Source organism: Bacillus bingmayongensis, assembly GCF_000299035.1.
Classification (GTDB): domain Bacteria; phylum Bacillota; class Bacilli; order Bacillales; family Bacillaceae_G; genus Bacillus_A; species Bacillus_A bingmayongensis.
In genome coordinates, this window is sequence record NZ_JH921519.1 from 1 (window position 1) to 22,331 (window position 22,331).

26 protein-coding genes and 1 riboswitch are annotated in these 22,331 nt (G+C 36.6%); of the genes, 5 read left to right on the plus strand and 21 right to left on the minus strand.

The window, feature by feature from the left end; translation table 11 throughout:
* Positions 1 to 68: 68 nt before the first annotated feature.
* Positions 69 to 398, minus strand: a complete 330-nt coding sequence (locus Y7E_RS0121055) for a DMT family transporter (protein ID WP_017153227.1) — start codon at positions 396 to 398, stop codon at positions 69 to 71.
* Positions 399 to 455: 57 nt separating this feature from the next.
* Positions 456 to 1,352, minus strand: a complete 897-nt coding sequence (lipA, locus tag Y7E_RS0121060; protein WP_017153228.1) for a lipoyl synthase — start codon at positions 1,350 to 1,352, stop codon at positions 456 to 458.
* Between the two features lie 190 nt (positions 1,353 to 1,542).
* Between lipA and Y7E_RS0121065 the strand changes: the two genes are divergently transcribed.
* The gene (locus tag Y7E_RS0121065; protein ID WP_017153229.1) at positions 1,543 to 2,541 is read left to right on the plus strand and encodes a M23 family metallopeptidase; all 999 of its coding nucleotides are present in this window, start codon (positions 1,543 to 1,545) and stop codon (positions 2,539 to 2,541) included.
* 72 nt (positions 2,542 to 2,613) lie between these two features.
* Here the strand turns inward: Y7E_RS0121065 and Y7E_RS0121070 are convergent, their stop codons facing one another.
* From Y7E_RS0121070 to Y7E_RS33290, 5 genes are all read right to left on the minus strand, one after another.
* Entirely contained in the window at positions 2,614 to 2,937 is a 324-nt protein-coding gene (locus Y7E_RS0121070) for a hypothetical protein (RefSeq protein ID WP_017153230.1), read from the minus strand.
* Between the two features lie 128 nt (positions 2,938 to 3,065).
* Positions 3,066 to 3,803, minus strand: coding sequence for a sporulation protein YunB (gene yunB / locus Y7E_RS0121075; RefSeq protein ID WP_017153231.1), 738 nt, complete (start codon positions 3,801 to 3,803; stop codon positions 3,066 to 3,068).
* Positions 3,804 to 3,858: 55 nt separating this feature from the next.
* On the minus strand, positions 3,859 to 4,161 hold the full coding sequence (locus Y7E_RS0121080) for a YunC family protein (RefSeq protein ID WP_017153232.1): 303 nt from the start codon (positions 4,159 to 4,161) through the stop codon (positions 3,859 to 3,861).
* Positions 4,162 to 4,228: 67 nt separating this feature from the next.
* The gene (locus Y7E_RS0121085) at positions 4,229 to 5,644 is read right to left on the minus strand and encodes a bifunctional metallophosphatase/5'-nucleotidase (protein ID WP_260632155.1); all 1,416 of its coding nucleotides are present in this window, start codon (positions 5,642 to 5,644) and stop codon (positions 4,229 to 4,231) included.
* Between the two features lie 400 nt (positions 5,645 to 6,044).
* Complete coding sequence (locus Y7E_RS33290) at positions 6,045 to 6,386, minus strand: hypothetical protein (RefSeq protein WP_017153234.1); 342 nt, start codon at positions 6,384 to 6,386, stop codon at positions 6,045 to 6,047.
* Positions 6,387 to 6,518: 132 nt separating this feature from the next.
* Between Y7E_RS33290 and Y7E_RS0121095 the strand changes: the two genes are divergently transcribed.
* From Y7E_RS0121095 to Y7E_RS0121110, 4 genes are all read left to right on the plus strand, one after another.
* Positions 6,519 to 6,890 carry a GntR family transcriptional regulator gene (locus Y7E_RS0121095; RefSeq protein WP_017153235.1) on the plus strand — a complete coding sequence of 124 codons (372 nt, stop codon included), beginning with the start codon at positions 6,519 to 6,521 and terminating at the stop codon, positions 6,888 to 6,890.
* A gap of 5 nt (positions 6,891 to 6,895) precedes the next feature.
* Positions 6,896 to 7,762: an ABC transporter ATP-binding protein gene (locus tag Y7E_RS0121100; RefSeq protein ID WP_017153236.1), complete on the plus strand. Its 867-nt coding sequence runs from the start codon at positions 6,896 to 6,898 to the stop codon at positions 7,760 to 7,762.
* Positions 7,755 to 8,363 (plus strand): ABC-2 transporter permease, encoded by a 609-nt coding sequence (locus Y7E_RS0121105; RefSeq protein WP_017153237.1) that lies wholly within the window; start codon positions 7,755 to 7,757, stop codon positions 8,361 to 8,363. The genes Y7E_RS0121100 and Y7E_RS0121105 overlap by 8 nt, the downstream gene beginning before the upstream one ends.
* Positions 8,364 to 8,597: 234 nt before the next feature.
* On the plus strand, positions 8,598 to 9,404 hold the full coding sequence (locus Y7E_RS0121110) for a MerR family transcriptional regulator (RefSeq protein WP_034278990.1): 807 nt from the start codon (positions 8,598 to 8,600) through the stop codon (positions 9,402 to 9,404).
* 209 nt (positions 9,405 to 9,613) lie between these two features.
* Here Y7E_RS0121110 and Y7E_RS0121115 read toward each other — a convergent pair whose 3' ends face one another.
* The 14 genes from Y7E_RS0121115 to Y7E_RS0121180 all read right to left on the minus strand — a co-directional run bounded on the left by Y7E_RS0121115 (position 9,614) and on the right by Y7E_RS0121180 (position 22,322).
* Positions 9,614 to 11,338, minus strand: a complete 1,725-nt coding sequence (locus Y7E_RS0121115; protein WP_017153239.1) for an ATP-dependent nuclease — start codon at positions 11,336 to 11,338, stop codon at positions 9,614 to 9,616.
* A gap of 397 nt (positions 11,339 to 11,735) precedes the next feature.
* Positions 11,736 to 13,133 carry a Fe-S cluster assembly protein SufB gene (sufB, locus tag Y7E_RS0121120; RefSeq protein ID WP_017153240.1) on the minus strand — a complete coding sequence of 466 codons (1,398 nt, stop codon included), beginning with the start codon at positions 13,131 to 13,133 and terminating at the stop codon, positions 11,736 to 11,738.
* 48 nt (positions 13,134 to 13,181) lie between these two features.
* The gene (sufU, locus tag Y7E_RS0121125; RefSeq protein ID WP_017153241.1) at positions 13,182 to 13,613 is read right to left on the minus strand and encodes a Fe-S cluster assembly sulfur transfer protein SufU; all 432 of its coding nucleotides are present in this window, start codon (positions 13,611 to 13,613) and stop codon (positions 13,182 to 13,184) included.
* The gene (gene sufS, locus Y7E_RS0121130) at positions 13,603 to 14,823 is read right to left on the minus strand and encodes a cysteine desulfurase SufS (RefSeq protein ID WP_017153242.1); all 1,221 of its coding nucleotides are present in this window, start codon (positions 14,821 to 14,823) and stop codon (positions 13,603 to 13,605) included. Before sufS ends, sufU begins: the two co-directional genes overlap by 11 nt.
* Complete coding sequence (gene sufD, locus Y7E_RS0121135; protein ID WP_017153243.1) at positions 14,823 to 16,115, minus strand: Fe-S cluster assembly protein SufD; 1,293 nt, start codon at positions 16,113 to 16,115, stop codon at positions 14,823 to 14,825. Before sufD ends, sufS begins: the two co-directional genes overlap by 1 nt.
* A 15-nt stretch (positions 16,116 to 16,130) precedes the next feature.
* Positions 16,131 to 16,916: a Fe-S cluster assembly ATPase SufC gene (gene sufC / locus Y7E_RS0121140; protein WP_017153244.1), complete on the minus strand. Its 786-nt coding sequence runs from the start codon at positions 16,914 to 16,916 to the stop codon at positions 16,131 to 16,133.
* Positions 16,917 to 17,151: 235 nt separating this feature from the next.
* Entirely contained in the window at positions 17,152 to 17,958 is an 807-nt protein-coding gene (gene metQ / locus Y7E_RS0121145) for a methionine ABC transporter substrate-binding lipoprotein MetQ (RefSeq protein WP_017153245.1), read from the minus strand.
* 29 nt (positions 17,959 to 17,987) lie between these two features.
* On the minus strand, positions 17,988 to 18,653 hold the full coding sequence (locus Y7E_RS0121150; protein ID WP_017153246.1) for a methionine ABC transporter permease: 666 nt from the start codon (positions 18,651 to 18,653) through the stop codon (positions 17,988 to 17,990).
* The gene (locus Y7E_RS0121155; RefSeq protein ID WP_017153247.1) at positions 18,646 to 19,671 is read right to left on the minus strand and encodes a methionine ABC transporter ATP-binding protein; all 1,026 of its coding nucleotides are present in this window, start codon (positions 19,669 to 19,671) and stop codon (positions 18,646 to 18,648) included. The genes Y7E_RS0121150 and Y7E_RS0121155 overlap by 8 nt, the downstream gene beginning before the upstream one ends.
* A gap of 227 nt (positions 19,672 to 19,898) precedes the next feature.
* Positions 19,899 to 20,008: riboswitch (SAM riboswitch) on the minus strand.
* Between the two features lie 125 nt (positions 20,009 to 20,133).
* Positions 20,134 to 20,478 carry a hypothetical protein gene (locus Y7E_RS0121160; protein WP_017153248.1) on the minus strand — a complete coding sequence of 115 codons (345 nt, stop codon included), beginning with the start codon at positions 20,476 to 20,478 and terminating at the stop codon, positions 20,134 to 20,136.
* Between the two features lie 150 nt (positions 20,479 to 20,628).
* A complete protein-coding gene (locus tag Y7E_RS0121165) occupies positions 20,629 to 20,937 on the minus strand; it encodes a thioredoxin family protein (RefSeq protein ID WP_077294545.1) in 309 nt (102 codons plus the stop codon).
* A gap of 3 nt (positions 20,938 to 20,940) precedes the next feature.
* Positions 20,941 to 21,285 (minus strand): toprim domain-containing protein, encoded by a 345-nt coding sequence (locus tag Y7E_RS0121170; protein ID WP_000263236.1) that lies wholly within the window; start codon positions 21,283 to 21,285, stop codon positions 20,941 to 20,943.
* Between the two features lie 246 nt (positions 21,286 to 21,531).
* On the minus strand, positions 21,532 to 21,915 hold the full coding sequence (gene gcvH / locus Y7E_RS0121175; RefSeq protein WP_017153249.1) for a glycine cleavage system protein GcvH: 384 nt from the start codon (positions 21,913 to 21,915) through the stop codon (positions 21,532 to 21,534).
* A gap of 41 nt (positions 21,916 to 21,956) precedes the next feature.
* Positions 21,957 to 22,322: an arsenate reductase family protein gene (locus Y7E_RS0121180; protein WP_026049293.1), complete on the minus strand. Its 366-nt coding sequence runs from the start codon at positions 22,320 to 22,322 to the stop codon at positions 21,957 to 21,959.
* Between the last annotated feature and the right edge of the window lie 9 nt (positions 22,323 to 22,331).

A 22,331-nucleotide genomic window follows, 5' to 3' on the forward strand; every position in this document is an offset into this window, starting at 1 on the left:
AATAGGCTGTGGAGCAAACTTTCTCCACAGCCTGGAAAAGAGAGCTGATTTCAGCTCTCTTTTTCTTTTTAGTGGGCACTAGATCCTGACATATTTAGTACTGCTACTCCGCCTATGATAAGTATTAATCCGACAGCAGTTTGCCACGTAAAAGCATCTTTCCAAACAAGTATACCAATCAGTGCCGTTAAAGCCGTTCCTACTCCTGACCAAATCGCGTATGCCGTACTAAGTTGTATATGCTGCAATGCTTTAGAAAGGAAGAAAAATGCTGAGGCAAATCCAAGCACTACTCCTATGCTTGGTAACACTTTTGTAAAACCATTTGATACCTTTAGCATAGTTGTCCCAAATACTTCACTTACAATTGCAATCGCTAAAAAGATAAAGGCTTTCATTCGATTCCTCCTAAAAAATCCTTCTTAGCATTCTCACTAAGAAGGATTTTTTTACAATTATTTTGCTGCTGCTGTATTCTCTTTAGCAGAACGTACTTGCTCATCTGCATGATAAGAAGAACGTACAAGCGGACCAGCTTCACAGTGGCTAAACCCTTTGCTAAGTGCAATTTCTTTTAGCTCTGCAAATTCAGCTGGTGTGTAATATTTAATAACTGGTAAATGCTTTTTAGATGGTTGTAAATATTGTCCAAGTGTTAAAATATCCACATTGTTCGCACGTAAGTCGTCCATTGCTTCAATTAAGTCTTCTCTTGTTTCACCTAGTCCCACCATAATGCTAGATTTAGTTGGAATATCAGGTTGCATTTCTTTTGCACGACGTAAAAACTCTAATGAACGGGGATATTTTGCTCTAGCGCGAACTCGGTCAGATAATCGACGTACAGTTTCAATGTTATGGTTTAAAATATCCGGTTTTGCATCCATTAACATTTTTAAGTTTTCTTCTACCCCACCCATATCAGATGGTAACACTTCAATAGACGTGAATGGATTTTTGCGACGAACGGCACGCACTGTTTCAGCAAAAACAGCTGCTCCGCCATCTTTTAAATCATCACGTGCAACCGCTGTTATAACAACGTGTTTTAAGCCCATTTGTACAACAGAATCTGCTACGCGTTCTGGCTCTTGTAAATCAAGCTCTGTTGGTAAGCCTGTTTTAACCGCACAAAAACGACAAGCACGTGTACAAACCGCACCTAAGATCATAAATGTTGCTGTTTTTCTTACAGCCCAACATTCGTGAATATTTGGACATTTTGCCTCTTCACAAACGGTATGAAGCTGCTTAGAACGCATCATTTTCTTTAAGCCTGTATAGTTTTCATTTGTATTTAACTTAATTTTCAACCATTCGGGCTTGCGCTTATATTCTGTTTGTTTTGTCATGTTATCAACTCCGCACAATATGAAATAGTTTACCGTGTTCGCTTCTTTCAATGTAACATATCTATTCTAACGTATGAAAGCGATTTGCTCAAATGAAGATTCCAATAATTTTTACCAATGATTTACTATAATGAAATATCTCGTATATCCCACACTAAAGAGAGTGATGTTGTGAAAGGAGTTCATTTTCATGCTTCGAAAGATTTCCATATTGCTTTCTATTTGTTTTCTTCTTCAGCAAGGGGTTGCCTATAGTGAAGTTGATCAAAAACAAATATACGAAAAGCGCATGACAATATATAAAGAAACAGAAAAAATTTCTCGTATTCCATGGTATTATTTAGCCGCAATTGATCAATATGAACGAAATATACGGAGCGTAAGAAGAGATATTCCGAAAAAACCTAACGCTATCATTTCAATTTACTTCAAACCAGAGGTGTGGTCTGGTCCTGCTAATAGTTCTACTAATGATACTTTCCCCCATACCATTTCCCTGTTTGGAGGAATTGGTTTAGATGGCGATAAAGATGGATTTGCAAATGCAAATAACGACAGGGATCTTTTGCACACAATGGCGACCATTGTAAAGAAACAAGGAACATCAGAAGATCGTATTAAAATTATGCTTTGGGAATATTATAGGCGTGCAAAAACAGTTGAGCTTATTACGGAATATGCTCGCATGTATAAGCACTACGGCCGTATTAACTTAGAAGGGAACGCTTTTCCTCTTCCTGTTCATAGCGATCATAGCTATCGTAGCACCTTTGGAGCTGGACGGAGCTTTGGCGGAAGACGCATTCATGAAGGAACTGATATTTTTGCAAGACATGGCGTACCAGTACGATCTACTTGCTACGGTATTATTGAAACAAAGGGCTGGAACCGCCTTGGCGGCTGGCGCATCGGCATTCGCGATTTATATAACAATTATCATTATTACGCACATTTAGGCGGTTTTTCAAAAGAAATACAACTTGGACAAATTGTCGAACCAGGAAAAGTCCTTGGGTTTGTTGGAAATACAGGCTATGGTCCTCCTGGCACAGCCGGAAAATTCCCACCGCACTTACACTTTGGGATGTATAAAGACAATGGCTATACAGAATGGGCTTTCGATCCGTACATGCATTTAAGTTTGTGGGAGCGGAAAGAACGTGCGAATTTAAAAAATAACCGTAGCTAATTGCTACGGTTATTTTCTTTTAAATCCATAATATCTTTTCAAACATACTCATTCGTTATAGTATATATCCCGTTAATCCTTTGGTTTCTTTGACAAAAATCTCCACACATTTAGCATCAGCTTAAAAAACCAATAAAACACAAAAAAGTTAAAGAAAAACCCTAATGGATTAAAACCAAGTATCCAACTACCAAAATAAGTAAAATTTTCTGCAGGTATACCAAAGTAAAGAAATTCCCCATCACTTGGTCCTGTTGTAGGAATAAAGGCACATATGGTAGCAAAAATCAGACTTATAAAATACAACTTCTTTTTGGTTGAATCCATTTTTCTGTAGCTTAACACATGCCAAGTTATTACAGATACGATTCCTAAAAAGAAAAGTATTTCTACCATTTTACACCCCACACTTATTTTAATATCTTCAACTTTTCAAGTTACCTTCTATTATAAATATGGAATGATATGTAATTTTATTTATCTTCCCATTTTACAAAAATAAGTAGAAGAAAAAAGCGAATGACTTAATCATCCGCTTTCTTTCCTTTACTATCTGGCACAACGACTCCGCCGCTCCCATAATAAGATGGTACCTCTCCTTGTACAATTCGCGTCGCAATTGGAATATTTTGTTTCACTGTAATTTCTTTTGTACGAAATGGAATAATTACCTGCAGCGTAACGTCCACTTCCATAACGACTTCAATCGCTGTATTATTAATACCATGCGGTTTCACATTTTGCTTAATATCCGTACTTACATGACCAATTGTTGTAAAATCAATCGGAATATCTGGCCCTAAATTTCCAAGTAGTGCATTATCCGTTATGCGCCCAAGAGGAACAGACATCGACACTCCACTCTCTTCTGGAAGACCGAGCGCCTTCATATCCCCCTTCTCCACTTGATGCAAATATTTCTCTATGTATGCAGTAGTCGATGTTAAAATCTCATTTACTTGCTTTGTATTTAAATCGATTGTAGATACTTTTCCATTCTTATCATTTTGTACTTTCATTAATGAATCAACATCAAATCCTTCTTTAATTCGATCCTTTACCGCCTTCGTCATCACAACCGTTGCCATTTTATGTGTCTGCATTTCCCCATACTTGATCAACGTTGGTTGAATACTTTTATTCACAATCCAGAATCCTTGTAAAGTTAATAATAAAAAAATGATAAACGAAATAAGTAGTACATGGCGAAAGGGAAGCGGTCCTTTTCGAAACCGCGAAGCTCTTGGACGAAATGTACGCATAAGAAAACCCTCCTTCTTATATCATTTCTATGCAAGAAAGAGGGACGATATATGCTTATATCATTTTTAATAACGCATCTTTTCCAATTGTTCCTGCTGGAATGCCTAAAGCCTCGGCACCAGTCGTTACCGATTCAAGCGGTGCTTCAAGAAGCTGCTCAATCGTTCTCACGCCAACTGCACGACCAGCAATAATTCCTCGGTCCCCTAACTTCTCGTTTAAGAGACCAACATCTAAAGCGCCACACATAATATATCCTTTATCGCTCATAACAGCCAGCAAATTTGTTTTCGGAAGCTTTACGCTAACCGCTATAAACGTATAGTTATCAATGTTAATTGGTTCCACATTCACCATAGTTCACACACTCCTCTCTTTCTTATCTTTATGAAAAGAAAAAAATGAGTGTTACAGGTTAACTAGCCTATAGTTTAATGGAAGATGTATAAGTTATTAACATCTCTGTTAACACATCTCGTAACAGTTCTGGCATATAATATTGTTTTTCAGAAAGTGTGGATAGTTCTGGGTATAAGTACCCGAACGTAAACATATCGATCGTTCCAACAGTATATACGCGATTTAATTCTAAAGATTCCCCATTAATCAGCACATCTTTAAGTAAAATTTTATTTCCAGGAATCGTATCTGGAATAACTTCGATACCATCATAAATCATTTTCCCCATCACTTTCCCACGAAAGCCGAGCCCTTTTACTTCAAGCCCCTCCATATTTGGACGACGTGCTTTTAAAATAACTTCCCGTAATGTTTTGCCTTTTACTTTTAGTGCACATGGATTAATAGGATGTGGACAAATGCGGTGGATATCTCCTCGTGTGACAATTCCTTCTGTTAATCCTTCTAATAATACACCTGCATTCACCATGCCAATCTCAGCATTACACCACTCTTTTAATGCACTGGCAAGCATACTAGAAAATGTTGTTTCCTTGAACCAATCAATCGGTAAAGGTTCCTTTAACTCAATAATCGGTTCTGCCATAATCCGCTTACTTTCTTCCTCTAACACTTCAATCGTAGGTAACGCCTCTCCGGAAACTTTCAGCTCTTTTGTACAAAGCGCTCGCCCGTCTTTTTTCACAACTTGCTTTGTCTCTTTGTCTACTGTTAACTGAACGTGTCCAACGTAGCGCCCCCACTTTTCCCCGCAACAAAGAAGAGTCTCATTTACAAGAACACCATGCTCAAACAAATGATGCGTATGCCCTCCTAAAATAACATCAATATCATAATGCTCTGCCATATACTCATCTGCATTCTTTCCAAGATGAGAAAGAACGACAGTAACATCAGCTTTTTCTTTCACGTCTTCTAGAATTACTTCCAAATGCGTAATTGGATCTTCAATATGCCAACCTAACATTTCATAAAAATCAGGATAAGCTACCGTTAAGCCGATAAAAGCTATCGTAATTCCATCTGCAGTTGTATGCAGCTTGTACGGCTTTGCCCAAGTAGGACGCGTTCCGTCTTTTTCAAATAAATTAGCTAGCAATACTTCAAAATTAGCTTCATCATATAGATGATCTAAATGCTCTTTTGCTAATGTAATGCCTTCATTATTTCCAATCGTTACATAATCATATAACGCTTCGTTTAATAATTTCGTATTCCCCTGTCCATTCGTTGCTTCCGTTATGCGATGAAAACGATCTACATGATCGCCAATATCTAATGTAAAAACAGACTCTCCGGCTTTCTGTCTACGCTTTTTCTCTTCTTGTACAAACCGAGAAATCTGTGGCCAATTTTCAAAATGACTATGTATATCGTTTGTATGATAAAGGTGAATGATTGTTTCTTTATTGATATCCAGAGAAAAAACCTCCTCTCAGTTCCTTACTGCCTTTTACGCTATGCGCGTGCAATAATCCTGTAAATACATTTCGCCTTTTCTTGCTATTTTACATTGTACTCTCATTGAATGAAAAAGCAAAAAGATACCTTTCAATTAGAAAATCTTTACACTAAAATAAAGTGAAACTTCCATCAGTGGGGGTTTTCTTCATCCCCCACTGATGGTCAGCCCTCACGAATCGGGCTTTTACGGGCAGTTGTCCCCCACCTATCTTCCTCGTTTCTCTCTGAATCTTGAGGTGGGGTCTTACTGCCCACGAATAGCAGGATAAATGTACGGAGGTGACTCATTTGTCTAACAAATATAGCTTTCTCTCTCTATGGATTACATTAGCTGGAGTTGTTTTATTTTCACTCAGTTACGCTCTTGCGGCAAATTCAAAATTTTTACCAATCATTTTCTTTTTTACTAGCATCACTTGCATCATCCTCGGCCTCATATTCAGCATGATCGCCATAAACAAAAACGAACCAAGCAAATGGAAGTTTGTAAGTATTTTGGTTCCACTTCTAGCTGTTATCTTCATATTACTTATCCCTGTTCTCATCGGAGCATTTGGCTTTAGGGAACCATAAAAACGCCTTGCTGAGCAGGGCGCTTTCGCATTTCTAATTAACCATTTAAATTCTATATATTCTTCTTGTTCTTTTCGAGCGGATTTATCCCACATTAACACTGTCATCCCTATACTCACTTCCATAATTAAATCTACTATTAATCCACTTGAACACTCCTTATAAAAAATTTTCTGAAAAAACATTGCATTTTTGATACATAATATATATATTGTATATAGAGTATATATACAATATAAAGACTAAGAGGGATTTGCATGCAAATAATCATTTCAAATAGTTCCAAGGAGCCAATTTACGAACAAATTAAAAATCAAATAAAGTCGCTAATTTTAACTGGTGATTTAAAAGAGGGATCGCCACTCCCATCAATGCGCCAGCTCGCAAAGGATTTGCAAATTAGTATTATTACGACAAAGCGCGCGTATAAGGAGCTAGAAAAAGCAGGCTTTATTTATTCAATTGTAGGTAAGGGCTCGTTTGTTGCTGAACAAAATTTAGATATAGTACGTGAGAAAAAATTAAAAGTTATTGAAGAACAGTTATTGTCTGTCATTACTAATAGTAAGGAAATTGGGCTACCGCTAGCGGAACTGCGAGAATTATTAACTATTTTATATGAGGAGTAAAACGTATGGAGAATATAGTAGAGCTACACAATGTTAGTAAAACATTTCAAGGTTTTTCGATAAAGCAATTAAATTTACAAATCAAAAAAGGATTTGTAACAGGATTCATCGGCGCAAATGGTGCCGGTAAATCGACAATTATTAAAATAATGATGAACTTATTAAAGCCAGATGCGGGCGAGGTTAAAATTTTCGGCTTAGACTACGCAACGCACGAAAAAGAAATTAAAGAGCGCATCAGTTTTGTTTTTGATAGTAACGTATTTTATGAAGGCTTAAATCTAAAGGATATTAAGCGTATGATCGCCCCTGCTTATAAAAATTGGGACGAAACGATATTTAAGCGCTATATAGAACAGTTTGAATTGCCAATGAATAAAGCGATTAAAACTTTTTCAAAAGGGATGCAGATGAAGGCTTCATTAGCGCTTGCGCTATCACATCATGCCGAGTTGATTATTATGGATGAGCCAACAGCGGGCTTAGACCCAATATTTAGGCGTGAATTACTCGATTTACTACATGAATTAATGCTTGATGGCAATCGCACAATTTTCTTCTCTACACATATTACGACGGATTTAGATCGCATCGCTGATTTTATTGCTTTTTTAAAAAAGGGAAAATTAATCTTTAATCAATCGATTCATGAAGTAGAAGAAAACTATGCCTTAGTAAAAGGTAGTACGGATTTATTAGACCGCGATACAGAAAAAGCCTTTGTACATGTTCATCGTGCACCGACTGGCTTTGAGGCATTAACGAATAATGTAACTGAAGTTGAACAAATTTTTGGTAATGAAGTTATGATTGAACGTGCCTCATTAGAAGATATCATGTATTACTCGAAAGGAGTAGGGCATCATGCTTAATTTAATCAAGCGCGATTTAATTTTACAGAAGAAACAATTACTCTTTTATTTAGGCTTCATTATCTTTTTTATTGTGATGAACAAGCACCACCCTATTTTTATATTTACGCTTGCAAGTATTTTGATTCCATTTAATACGCATGCCTACGATGCAAAAGCAGAAACAAATATTTTATTAAATTCTTTACCATATACACGTAAGGAAATTGTCGCTTCACGTTATATTGGAGCAATTGTTTACATGTTGCTAGCAATTACTGCAACAAGCGCAATGCTTATCATCTTTCAAAAGTCATTTACTGTAGAGCATATTTTAATGGGCAATGCATTGTTTTTGCTATTTGCAGCCTTTACATTTCCACTATTTTATCAATTTAAACAAGAGCATCTGATTTTGTTTATTATGGCTTCATTTTTAGGATTAACTGCTTTTGGTCCACCTGCTGTACAATTTCTTGCAACAGAGTTTAGTACGGTTACCGATGCAATTTTCAGCTTATCTATCCCTACTTTGTATGCCATAGCTACGATTATTATCATATGTGCTTATATCATTTCATGGAGGGTATCATTAATCATTTATCAACGTAAAGCATTTTAATTCAGAATATTCCTTATTATGATTCATTTTTTAAAAGAGAAAAATCCGGTGAGGTTTCACCGGATTTTCTTATGTGCCAAAGGACATTTCAAAATATCTTTTCCGCTTTACTCATTCCGGTTGTCCTCAAAACATTTTAATTTACGGAACCTTAAAATAGAATATTGACTCTCCAGTTAGGGGAGTATGTATGATACATTTGTAATCCAAAATGTGCACACAAGGATGATGATTATGTTTCGAATCGGAGACTTTTCAAAGCTTAATAAAATTTCTATCAAAACGCTGCGTTATTACGATGAAATTGATCTTTTAAAACCACAAAAAATCGATAATCACACAGGATACCGTTATTATTCAGCTCAGCAAATCCCTAGACTTCATCGCATTTTAGCTTTAAAAGATGTTGGCTTTTCATTACAAGAAATTTCAATTTTATTAGATGATGAAGCCACCAAACACGAAATGTTTCTCAAGAAAACACATGAAATAAAAATAGAAATTCGAAAAAAAGAAGAGCAGCTGTTACGATTGCAGACTGTTTTCACTCGAACACAGGAGGAGAAAAGTATGAATTATCATATTGTAACTAAACAAATTGAACCGATACAAGTAGCCGCAATCAATGAAAAACTAAACTCAGCTTTAAAACAAAGCGAACTATGGGGAGAACTTATTAATCATATTGATAAACATCACGTAAAACGCAATGCTCCTATCGCTATCTATAATACTTCTACGAAAGAAGATACAATTCACTTAAAAGTTTGTATGCCTATTACAAAAAACATACAAGAAACAGAAAATATCAAAATAGAACAATTACCTGTTATAGAGCAGGCAGCTTGCATCATTCATAAAGGTACGAATGACACACTAACCAATGCGTATACTGCTGTCCAACAATGGATTGAGCAAAATCAGTATGAAGTAACTGGCCCCGTTCGAGAAGTTCATATTGAAGGATATCATTCTACTTTGAATCCAGAAGAGCATGTGACTGAGATTCAAATTCCGGTTATGAAGAGGAACACTATCTAAATATTACTTATCGCATCTTGTCGAAAGGCTACTATATTTTACTTTCATATTAAGGGAGTACTCTGTAAAACAGAGTACTCCCTTAATATATTAGCCAACAGAATCTTCCGTTTCAAATGTGCTTATTTTCACGAAACATATCAAATTAAATGCTGATATATCATTTATTAATCCAAGATTACAGCGCTTATTATTTTAGTAAACTATGTTCATACTTGAGCTTTTTCTTTTGCTTTTTCTTTTTTCTTTTTCTCTTCTAGTTCTTCTTGGACTTTTTTTTCTATCAATTCATCAAATAAATCTTTGTAATTTTCTTCATGAATTATTCTACAAAATCCTCCACCAATAATTGTCTTCGCATCTTTTTGCACTATGTGTTTAAATAAGCTTTTTATTAAATTTCTAGCTTCACCGTACTCATCTTCTCCCTCAGGCTCATGAATGATTTGATATATAGTCTGTGTTTTTTTATCATTAGGCACATCACCAATACCAATGGCATTTTCAAAATTAGAGATTGAACAAAATATTCTTACGTTACTATTCCCCTTAAGTTTATATATATTTTCACAATTAGTTTTTTGTGCTTTTAGTGTTGTAGAGGTATATCTTGAATGATTATCTACATCGTGCAAAACATCATAATTTGTATTGAACTGATTTAAAATTTTCATCAAAGTTCCAATTGTCGATTTACCTCTGGCACGAATTATATGTACATTTTCGTTCTCCAATTTAGCAAGATGTTGAAAAGCAATATACTCTGTATCACCTTCAACAATTAATATTTTATCAGCAAAGAAAAATTCATTTACATGGGAATCCACATAGTTAAATATCTTAATATCCTGAATATCATTCTTATCAAATTGTTCACTAATGGATTTATATAGTTGAATCGCTTCTGTTTCGCCAACACGAAAAACTTGAATCGAAGTATGCTTTTCTGATAAATCTATAAGTATAGGAGAATGCGTTGAAATCATGAGGGGCATTTTTGCACCAATTTTATAAAGGGAACGACTAAGTGCTCGAACTGCCTCTGAATGCAAGAAAGCTTCTGGTTCATCAATTAACAATAACTTATCATCATTCTCCCCCATTAATCTATTTTGTATCATATTTTGAATAAGATATATTAAACTCATTCGTTGTAGCCCAGTCCCTTGATTTTCTAAGGGCATTTTAGATTGACTATTGCTGTCAATATGTACATTAGAATTTGTTGACTTTAGAATATCATTTGAAGAAAAACCGTCACTTTCTCCACCTACAACATTTAATGTTAAATGTTCATTTGAAAAAAGGCTTCGTAAATCTCTAGATACATCACCACTTACTTTTTTCAAGAGTCTATCCGTACTTAATTTTAACTTTCTCAAGAACTCAGGATATGACTTTTTTAGTGCTGCATACTCACTTGCTAACTCCACCAAATCTTTTTCTTCCTCAGAGTCATCTTCATAGTTCTCAAGCTTTTGTAAGTCATTTTTTATAATTTCTGAATATATATTTTGAATTAAATCATTAATATCTTCGGGCAACATAGATGGCGTTATGTAAAAAGGCTGATTACTAAGAATTGTTTCTAGTGTACCCTTTAAGCTGTGCTTGCCTTTGATTTCAACATCATTTTCATCATAAAACCTTGGAGCTTTTTCTTTTTCATATTTCTTCACTATTTTGATTTTCTCTTCTCCAGAATCAAACACAGCAATTAATTCAATTGTACTTTTATTTCTAGAGAAACAATCGTTAGGAATTGTTGTAGTTTTAGTCTCTTTCATAAAAAAACGATTGATCGCTTCTAGTACAGTCGACTTACCAGTATTATTCCTACCAGTTAAAATAGCAATTGAATCCTTCGAAAATTCAATGCTAAAAGTATCTTTAAAAACCTTATAATTTGTAACACTAAACATTGTTAATCGCATTTAATAATATTCTCCTCCTTAAATAAACTAAATTAATGTTACCATCCATTCCTCTTTAAATACAAATATTTGGATTAACACCAAAAAATAACATATTAATTATCATTCAAAAATCTAATATACTATTACGATAAAATAAAAATAATGTTGTCTTTCTGTAAAACTTTAAGCTAAATAACTCTAAGGGATACAGTGTTACTGCCCTTTATAAGTATAGTGGTACTTTTATATCATCATTAACCTAATAAATTGTATCATGATTACAACATTAGAAATTGTTCAAATCGAGTCAGATAAATTCCATCTTAAATTGGCCACAAAGGAACAAAAAAGTGACTTGAAATTCTACATGAGAAAACCCCGCCACAATTTTTGATGTGACGGGGTTTTTGAAGTTTTAACCAATAGAACCTTCCATCTCGAATTTGATTAGACGGTTCATTTCAACTGCGTATTCCATTGGAAGTTCGCGAGTGAATGGCTCGATGAAGCCCATTACGATCATTTCTGTCGCTTCTTGCTCAGAAATACCGCGGCTCATTAGGTAGAATAATTGTTCTTCTGATACTTTTGATACTTTCGCTTCGTGCTCAAGTGAAACGTGATCGTTTTTGATCTCGTTGTAAGGAATTGTATCAGATGTAGATTGGTTATCCATAATTAACGTGTCACATTCGATGTTAGAGCGAGAGTTTGTCGCTTTTGGCCCGAAGTGTACAATACCACGGTACGTTACTTTACCACCATGTTTTGCAATCGATTTAGAAACGATTGTTGAAGATGTATTTGGTGCTAAGTGAATCATTTTCGCACCAGCATCTTGGTGTTGGCCTTTACCAGCAATCGCGATAGATAATGTTAAACCACGAGCGCCTTCGCCTTTTAAGATAACTGCTGGGTATTTCATCGTTAATTTAGATCCGATGTTACCGTCAATCCATTCCATCGTTGCGTTTGCTTCACAAACAGCACGTTTTGTAACTAGGTTGTATACGTTGTTCGCCCAGTTTTGGATTGTTGTGTAACGGCAATATGCATCTTTCTTAATAATGATTTCTACTACCGCACTATGCAGTGAGTTTGTTGTGTAAACAGGTGCTGTACAACCTTCTACGTAGTGTACGTGTGCGCCTTCGTCTACGATAATAAGCGTACGCTCGAATTGTCCCATATTTTCAGAGTTAATACGGAAATACGCTTGAAGTGGTGTATCAACTTTTACACCTTTTGGAACGTAGATGAATGATCCACCAGACCAAACTGCAGAGTTTAGTGCTGCAAATTTGTTATCAGTTGGTGGGATTACTTTTCCGAAATGCTCGCGGAAAATATCTTCGTTCTCTTTTAATGCGCTATCTGTATCTTTGAACACGATTCCTAGAGCTTCTAGGTCTTCTTTCATGTTGTGGTATACAACTTCAGATTCGTACTGTGCAGATACACCAGCTAAATATTTTTGCTCAGCTTCTGGAATACCTAATTTATCAAATGTTGCTTTAATTTCATCAGGTACTTCATCCCAAGACTTCTCAGATTTCTCAGATGGTTTTACGTAGTACGTAATTTCATCGAAATCTAAGTCGTTTAAGTCGCCGCCCCATTGTGGCATTGGCATTTCGTAGAACTTATCCAGTGATTTTAAACGGAAGTCTAACATCCACTGTGGTTCTTCTTTCATACGTGAAATCTCTTCAACGATTTCTTTTGTTAAACCGCGTCCAGCACGGAAAATCGAAACGTCTTTGTCCTTGAAACCATATTTATAATCGCCGATATCTGGCAGTTTCTTCGCCATGTTGGTATGTCCCTCCTTAGATAACCTCGTGTTTAGGAACCTGTAACATTACTTATCTTCGTTTAAGCCTTTTTCTAACGCTTTCCAAGCTAATGTTGCACATTTAATACGTGCTGGAAACTTGCACACGCCTTGTAATGCTTCAATATCTCCTAAATCTACGCTGTCATCATACTCTTTTCCTAGCATCATATCAGAGAAAATTTTAGAAAGCTGAAGTGCCTCTTCAATTTTCTTTCCTTTTACTGCTTGCGTCATCATCGAAGCTGAAGACATGGAGATTGAACAACCTTCTCCCTCAAACTTCGCTTCTTGTACAATACCATCTTCAACTTTCATCGTAAGTTGAATGCGATCGCCGCAAGTTGGATTGTTCAAGTTAACGGTAACACTATCTTCTAACACGCCATGGTTACGAGGATTTTTATAATGATCCATAATAACTTGACGATATAACGTATCTAAATTATTAAATGACATTTGTGAAATACTCCTTTGTTTTCGTTAGCGCTTCAACAAATGTATCGATTTCTTCTTTTGTATTATATAAATAGAAGCTTGCACGTGCTGTAGAAGAAGCTTTTAACCACTTCATAAGCGGCTGTGCACAGTGATGTCCTGCGCGAACCGCAATTCCTTCTACATCTAATACTGTCGCCACATCGTGAGGATGCACTTCATCAATATTAAATGTAACAAGACCAGCGCGATGCTTTGGACCATAAATTGTAACGCCATCTACTTCTGATAGTCTTTCTAAAGCGTACTGCGCTAATTCATGCTCATGCTTTTCAATATTATCAAGACCGATTTCTTCTAGGAAATCAATTGCCGCTCCAAGTCCGATCGCATTACCGATAATCGGTGTACCAGCTTCAAACTTCCACGGAAGCTCTTTCCACGTAGAATCTTGCAAGTCTACAAAATCAATCATTTCACCGCCAAACTCAATTGGCTCCATATTGTCTAGCAATTCCTTCTTACCATATAATACGCCGACACCTGTAGGCCCGCACATTTTATGAGCGGATAACGCGTAGAAATCACAATTTAAATCTTGTACATCCACCTTCATATGAGGTGTACTTTGTGCACCGTCTACGACCATGATTGCACCATTTTGATGTGCGATTTCTGCGACTTCTTTTACAGGGTTAATCGTTCCAAGTACGTTAGACACATACATGATAGAAACGATTTTTGTATTCGGTGTAATCGTTTGACGTGCATCTTCAATAGAGATTGTTCCGTCTGGCTGAAGCGGAAGATATTTTAAAGTTGCGCCTGTTTTCTTCGCAACTTGTTGCCACGGAATAATGTTACTATGGTGTTCCATGTAAGAGATGACGATTTCATCGCCTTCTTTTACATTTTCCAGGCCATAGCTCGCTGCTACTGTATTTAATGCAGTTGTTGTTCCGCGCGTGAAAATAATTTCTTCCATTGATTTCGCGTTAATAAATTTGCGAACTTTCTCACGTGCACCTTCATACGCATCGGTAGCTTTCGTACCGAGCGTATGAACACCGCGATGCACGTTAGAATTATATTCTTTATAGTAACGTTCTAACGTTTCAATGACTTGAATTGGTTTTTGAGAAGTTGCTGCACTATCGAAATATACAAGTTGTTTACCGTTCACCTTTTGATCAAGAATTGGAAACTGTTTGCGTATTTCATGAATATCCATTAGCGAACTTTCCTTTCGATTACCTCAACAAGCTGCGCTTTTACTCCTTCAATTGGAAGCTCATTTACAACAGGTGCTAAGAATCCATGGATGACTAAACGTTCTGCTTCTTTCTTCGGAATACCACGGCTCATTAAGTAGTATAGTTGTACTGGATCTACGCGGCCTACAGAAGCTGCGTGACCTGCCATTACATCGTCTTCATCAATTAGAAGAATTGGGTTTGCATCACCGCGTGCTTTTTCATTTAACATAAGAACGCGAGAAGATTGTTGTGCATTTGATTTAGATGCACCATGTTCAATCTTACCAATTCCGTTAAAGATAGATGTTGCATTATCTGTTTGTACACCGTGTTTTAAAATGAATCCTTCAGAGTGTTTACCGAAATGAACAACTTTAGTTGTAAAGTTTTGTGTTTGACTGCCACGACCAATTGTTACTGTTTTTGTATCAGCAAATGATCCGTCGCCCATTAAGTTCGTTACGTTCTCTGAAATTGTATTTCCGTCATTCATAAGGCCTAATGCCCACTCAATACGACCGTCACGTCCTACAACGCCGCGGCGATTTACGTAAGTCGTTACATCTTTTGCTAATAGATCAACTGCACCGAATTTCACTTGTGCACCTTGTTCTACGATTACTTCTGCTACAATATTCGCAATACCTGTAACAGTTTCATTTGCTACGTAGTTTTCTACGTATGTTGCAGAACTATTAGCATCAGCTACGAATAATACATGGTTATATACGTTTGCTTCTTCGCCGTCTACTAAGAATACAGCTTGAAGTGGTGTTTCAAGAACAACGTTTTTTGGAACATATACAAATGCACCGCCGTTGATCAATGCTGCATGAAGTGCTGTTAAGCGATGCTCATCCACCTTCACGCCATCTTTCATTAAGTACTTTTGTACTAAGTCAGCATGCTCAGTTGCAGCTGTTACGATATCTGTGAAAATAACACCTTTTTCTTTTGCTTCATCAGCTAAAGAAACGAATGCAGTTGTACCAGTACGTTGTACCAATACACTGTTATTTTCATCGATTAAATTTTTCACTGCTTCTGGAAGTTCTGCTAAAGAACTTACAGGCTCTTGCTTAGGAGTAGCGCCTTTTCCGATAAAGTCCCATTTATCAATTTTTGTTTTATCAGGCGTTGGCATTGGAAGTTCAGTTGCTTGTGCAAGAGCTTGTAAGCGGAACTCAGTCAACCAAGCAGCTTCGTTTACTTCGCTTGCGCGCTGACGGATTGTTTCTTGATCGAAAGGTAATGTACCGATTGTCATGTTTATGCTCCTCTCTTACGCTTCTTGCTCTGCTGTTTCGTCTTCAATACCTAATTCTTTTTTAATCCAGTCGTAACCTTCAGCTTCTAGACGTTGTGCAAGCTCAGGACCACCAGATTTCACAATGCGACCGTTCATCATAACGTGAACGAAGTCTGGAGTGATGTAGTTTAATAAACGTTGGTAATGCGTAATCATTAGGCAACCAAACTCTTCACCGCGCATTTCGTTAATACCTTTAGATACAACTTTTAATGCATCGATATCAAGACCAGAGTCGATCTCATCTAAGATTGCAATTTTTGGCTCAATCATCATTAATTGAAGAATTTCGTTACGTTTTTTCTCACCGCCAGAGAAACCTTCGTTTAAGTAACGTTGTGCCATTTCTGGATCCATTTCTAGGAATTCCATATTTTTATCTAATTTGCGGATAAATTTCATAAGAGAAATTTCATCGCCTTCTTCACGACGTGCATTAATTGCAGAACGTAAGAAGTCAGCGTTTGTTACTCCGCTAATTTCACTTGGATATTGCATTGCTAGGAATAGACCCGCTTGTGCGCGCTCATCTACTTCCATTTCTAGTACATCTTCACCGTCGATGATGATGCTTCCTTCTGTTACTTCATATTTTGGGTGACCCATAATTGCAGAAGATAAAGTTGATTTACCTGTTCCGTTAGGTCCCATAATTGCGTGGATTTCTCCACCTTTTACTTCAAGGTTTACACCTTTTAAGATTTCTTTACCATCGATTGATACATGTAAGTCTTTAACCGTTAATGTAGAACCAGCCATCTCAATACCTCCATTAATCCTCTATATACATTTTAAAAATTCCTAAAACATTCACATTCTCATTTTATTCTCATTCTAATTTTATATCAAATAAAATGATATCGCAAACGCTGAGAAAATGTAACAATTTTTTCACAAATGTATATAAGTATTTCCCTCACATCCTATTATGATACACCTTTCTTCTTATATATATAAAGGAAAAAGGGCTGGAAATTTCCTAGCCCTTTCATGCCTACTCACTTACCGGAAGTACTGCTCCCTTATACTCTTTATTAATAAAATCTTGAATTTCTTTTGAATGTAACACTTCTACTAATTCCTTAATTTCTTTTTTCTTTTCATCACCTTTACGAACGGCAATAATATTTGCATACGGAGAATCTGATCCTTCAATTGCAATTGCATCTTTTTTCGGATTTAATTTTGCATCAATCGCATAGTTTGAATTAATAAATAATGCATCACCTTCATTATTTTCGTATAACTTTGGCGAAAGCCCTGGCTCAACATCTGTTTTAAACTTCAAGTTTTTTGGGTTCTCCACAATATCTTTGACTGTCGCTTTAACGACATCTACACCATCTTTCAGTTTAATGACGCCACCTTTTTGCAATAATGCAAGCATACGACCGCGTTCCGCCACGTTATTACTCATAATTACTGTTCCGTCATTTGGAAGGTCTTTTAAACTTTTATATTTCTTAGAATAGATTCCCATAGGCTCTAAATGAATTTTTCCTGCATTTACAATTTTATACCCCTTTTCCTCAATCTCCTTGTCTAAATAAGGGATATGTTGAAAATAGTTTGCATCAATTTCTTTATCTGCTAACGCTTTATTTGGTAACACATAGTCTTGGAATGTTTTAATTTCTAATTCTATACCTTTTTTCTCAAGTAACGGTTTTGCCTTCTCTAAAATCTCAGCGTGTGGTACGTTAGAAGCACCGACAACAAGCTTATCTTCACTTTTTCCTCCACAAGCAGCTAAACCAAAAATTGATGTTGTAATAAGTGCTGAAAGTAATAATTTTTTCATGCTGTAAACACCCTTCCCTTTTAATAAATTTACCGTTTGTCAATTCGAGTTGTAACAAAATCACCGATCCATTGAAGCAAGAAGACAACGAGTAATACACAAATTGTTGCAACAATTGTCACATCGTTATTTCCGCGCTGGAATCCTTCTAAATAAGCAAGTGTGCCAAGCCCTCCAGCACCGACAACACCAGCCATTGCTGTATAACCAACAAGAGCGATTGTCGTTACAGTAATACCAGATACCAGTGCTGGTAAGGATTCCGGAATCAATACTTTCCAAATAATCGTGCTCGTTTTTGCCCCCATTGCTTTTGAAGCTTCAATTACCCCTTTATCAATCTCGCGAAGTGCAATTTCAACCATCCTTGCATAAAATGGTGCTGCTCCAATAATTAAAGCTGGTAGTGCTGCGCTTGCCCCAAGAATTGTTCCAAGAAGAATTTTCGTAAATGGAATTAATAAAATAATTAAAATGATAAATGGAATGGAACGAAAGATATTTACAAATGCTCCAATCACTGTGTGAATCGCTTTGTTTTCCCACAAGTTATCTTTAGATGTCATAAAGAGTAATAGTCCTAAAATAAGACCGAATACAAATGTGGCAAGTGCTGCGATTGCCGTCATATATAATGTTTCACCTGTCGCTTCTAGCATTTTACTCCAATCAACGTTTGATAATAATTTATCCATGTGCAATCACCTCCAGCTCTACTTGCTCCTGATTAATTCCTGCTATTGCTTGCTGGATTGCTGCTTCTTCACCATTTAAGTGAACAATTAAATTTCCATAAGACCCATTGTTCGTTTGTGCGATATTCCCTTGAAGTACACTCACTTCAATATCCTCTCGCCTCATTAATCTTTGAAGCACTGGACGCTCTACGGAATCACCAATAAACTGCAAACGAATAACTTTTCCATCTGGATATTTTTCCAATAAACTCTCAATCGCTTCATTTGTATCTTCAGAATCCGTTAACTGTTGTACAAATCGTTTTGTAATCTCCTGCTTTGGATTGCGGAATACATCTAGTACAGGACCACTTTCTACGATTTTCCCTTTTTCCATTACCGCAACGCGATTACAGATTTTTTGAATGACATGCATTTCATGTGTAATCAATACGATTGTTAAATCAAGGCGTTTATTAATATCTAATAGTAAATCTAAAATTTGATCTGTCGTTTCTGGATCCAGTGCCGATGTTGCTTCATCACACAAAAGTACTTTTGGATCATTCGCTAATGCTCTCGCAATCCCAACGCGCTGCTTTTGTCCACCGCTTAACTGTGATGGATATGCATCGCCTCTTCCTTCTAATCCAACAAGGCGGATTAACTCATCCACGCGCTTGCTTCGCTGTACTTTATCAACCCCTGCAATCTCAAGTGGGAAAGCGATATTTTCACGTACAGTTCGTGACCAAAGTAAGTTAAAGTGCTGAAAAATCATTCCGATTTCTTGTCTTGCCTTTCGAAGCTCATTCCCAGTAATTGCTGAAATAACACGATTAGCTATCGTAATCTGTCCGGAAGTTGGTTTCTCTAATTGATTAAACAATCTGATTAAAGAACTTTTACCAGCGCCGCTATATCCGATAACACCAAAGATCTCACCTTTTTCTATTTTTAAATTGGCGTCATCTACAGCAGTCACATCACCGTTTTTTGATTTATATATTTTCTTTACGTTCTCCAATAGGATCATGGTGTTCACCCCTTTTTTGTTTAAAAAGCGTAAGCGGCTTGCTCAGCTCTGCTCCTACAAATTCTTTTTATCTTTTCATGCAGGGCGCAAAAATCTTGCCGCCGGGCTAAATTATTTAACGATTCCTTTTATTATTTGAATGTCCTCCTCATTCAAACAATAAAAAAACCTTTCTGCTTTTTGTATGAGCAGAAAGGTTTATATGCGTATATCAACATTATCCCTTCCTCTCATCTTTCAAAGCAATCGCTTTGCAGGAATTGGCACCATTTCAACATAAATGTTGACGGTTGCCGGGCTTCACAGGGCACAGTCCCTCCACCTCTCTTGATAAGAGAAATCAGATTGAATTTTCGTCTGATTTAAAATCTATGAAATTGTCTATATTTTATGAATTGAATTGTATCAACATACATCCACTATGTCAACAAAAAAATTCTCAAAAAACAAAACTTCAGAATATTAAGCGCCTACTTGCATTGGTTTACATATATGAAATACGGATTCTAATAATAACATCGTACGATACGTTCCATTATATTGAACACGCCCGCTGTGCAATAGTGTTTGCAACCGAATATTTCCAGTAACTAATCGACGTAAATCTTCCTCTCGAAAGCAAACAATTTGCTCTGTTCCCTTCGCACTCTTCAAAAGTTGTATATACTCTCTTGAAATTTGAAGTGAGCAACACTCATCTCCAAAACGAAAATTAATCGTTTTTTCTCCTTGCCGAAGAAGCGGTTCTAGATGATATTGGTTATTGGCATACGTTACAAATGATTGAAGCAACGAATATAATCCCATTCTAGTCACATCCTTCATTTCACTTTCTACTAATACCATTCCATCCTACCAAACAGCAATCCTGTTACTTTCTCTCGACAAATAACGTATCACTTCTATCCCTCGACATATTTCCCAAGAAATATGTCGAGGCGGCAAAAACTTTGCCGCCTACTGTAATTCTGTATATAAATATTCAACCGAATGAAATGCATATATTTTTTTCATAAGTGTTCCCCGCTCAAACACGAGTAAACAAGGGACACTTTCTACCTCATACTCTCGCGCTAAATGCGGCGCATAGTTTAAATCTAGCATGCCTATTTCCAAATCAGATATAGTAGCTTCTACCACTGTTAACATCTTCTTCGCTAACTGGCATGTTCCGCACATCGGTGTATATACATATAACACTGTTTTTTCTTGGTCTGCTATTAGAGCTGTAGCTTCAGCACCTGTCCAGTCAATCACTTCTATCATTCCTTACCGTAAATATTCTGTATAAACGTCAATGTCAGCTCCCCATAATACGTTCGCTAAATGATTAGAAGGAGCAGTTGCCACTTCGCGATACGAACGATCAATGTAAATATGCTCAGCTTGCGGGAATTCTTTCCGAAATTGTTTTCGGAGCTTTTCACCTGCAGCATCAGCATCCACTAGTACATATACTTCTTTATCAAAAAACTGATCAATGAGTTCATCCATTTTCGACAAACCAATTGTACCATTTGTACAAACAATTTCCACTGGTTCGCGAATAATAGATTCAATCTTTCTTCTATCTGATTTTCCTTCGACAATAATGACTTTCTCTACATAGACCATATGTCATCACCCGATCACCATATACTATGAAACAGCCTTACCTTAGTATATAGTATATTCGATATTTTCATGTTGTTTCCTGTTTATTTTTGTGAAGAAATGCGGAAACGGCTCGCTCAGAATGTGAGGGGGATGGAGCTTCTGACGTGGAGGCGGAGCTAGACAAAGAAAAGCGATCCGCTCTTTCGTTCATGTAATACAAAATAAAAAGGACAGCACACAGGCTGTCCTTTTTGTCGACTAGAATTAGTCTTGGTTTGTCATTTCTGCGTATTGTTCTGCAGATAATAACTTTTCAACTTCACTTGCATCAGAAAGTTCAACTTTAACCATCCATGCACCTTCGTACGGAGAATCGTTAACAAGTTCTGGTTGGTCGCTTAAGTCTTCGTTTACTGCTACAACTTTACCGCTTACAGGTGCGTATAATTCAGAAACTGTTTTAACAGATTCTACGCTTCCGAATGGCTCGTCAGCTTCAATTGTTGCACCTACTTCAGGAAGTTCAACGAATACGATATCGCCTAACTCACTTTGTGCGAAATGAGTAATACCGATAACAACTTGGTTGCCTTCAGTTTTTACCCATTCGTGTTCTTCAGAGTAACGTAAATGATTTGGAATGCTCATGACTGTACCTCCAGTGAATGTATTAATTATGTAAAAATACCTTATTGGTACTTTTTCCACACACTTTCAAATTGCTCTTCGTTAAAACCAAGTGTTACATTCGTGCCATCTGTTACGATCGGACGTTTGATTAACATGCCATCAGATGCTAAAAGCTCAAACATTTCGTCTTCACTTGCATCCTTTAACTTATCTTTTAAGCCAAGCTCGCGGTAACGCATTCCACTTGTATTAAAGAATTTTTTTAATGGCAATTCACTTTTTGCATGTAAATTACGTAAATCTTCTTTTGACGGTGGATTTTCAACAATATGAATCATCTCATATGCTACATCGTTTGCCTCAAACCATTTCTTTGCTTTTTGACATGTACCACACTTTGGGTATGAATAAAATGTTACTGTCATAAATTCACC